This window comes from Vibrio sp. Y176 (genome assembly GCF_033438945.1).
In genome coordinates this window covers 1-549 of the sequence record NZ_JAWOQS010001020.1, presented here as the reverse complement: position 1 = coordinate 549, position 549 = coordinate 1, and the positions used below count along the sequence as shown (strand labels likewise).

Annotated in this window: 1 pseudogene; it reads left to right on the top strand. The window is 50.6% G+C overall.

The window, feature by feature from the left end:
* Nucleotides 1-549: pseudogene (locus tag R7O13_RS29975) on the top strand (formate dehydrogenase subunit alpha); the annotation flags it as partial.

Genomic DNA, 549 nt, shown 5'->3' with positions numbered 1-549 from the left:
TTAACGAATCCGGCGGAAAACATCGCGGATGAAAACGGCCGGGTGAAGGCAATTCGATTAGAACGAATGGCGTTAGGTGAGCCAGATGCGTCTGGTCGTCGTAGCCCGAAACCAACGGGTGAGTTCTTTACTGAAGCATTTGATACCGTGATTGCAGCGGTATCGCAAAAGCCGGATCTCAGCTTCTTAGAAAACGATGAGCTGTCCATTCCTCTAACGCGTTGGAACACATCTGAGTCCGACTCGCAAACCATGCACACGGGTACGGGCAATATCTTCAGTATCGGTGATTTTCGTCGTGGTCCTGCGACTGCGGTTGAAGCGGTGGGGGATGGGCGAGTTGCGGCAAAAGCGATTGATCTGTTCCTCAATGGCGATATGGCGGATATGCCGAAACCTGCGTTCAACTCTCGTAAAGAGAAAAAACTGGCGCAGGTAGACCCTCTTCATTTCGAAAATATCCAAAAAGTTGCTCGTTCAATCATGCCGGAGTTGACTCCAGCGCAGCGTGAGCAGAGTTTTGCTGAAGTGGAACTGGGCTTTGATAAC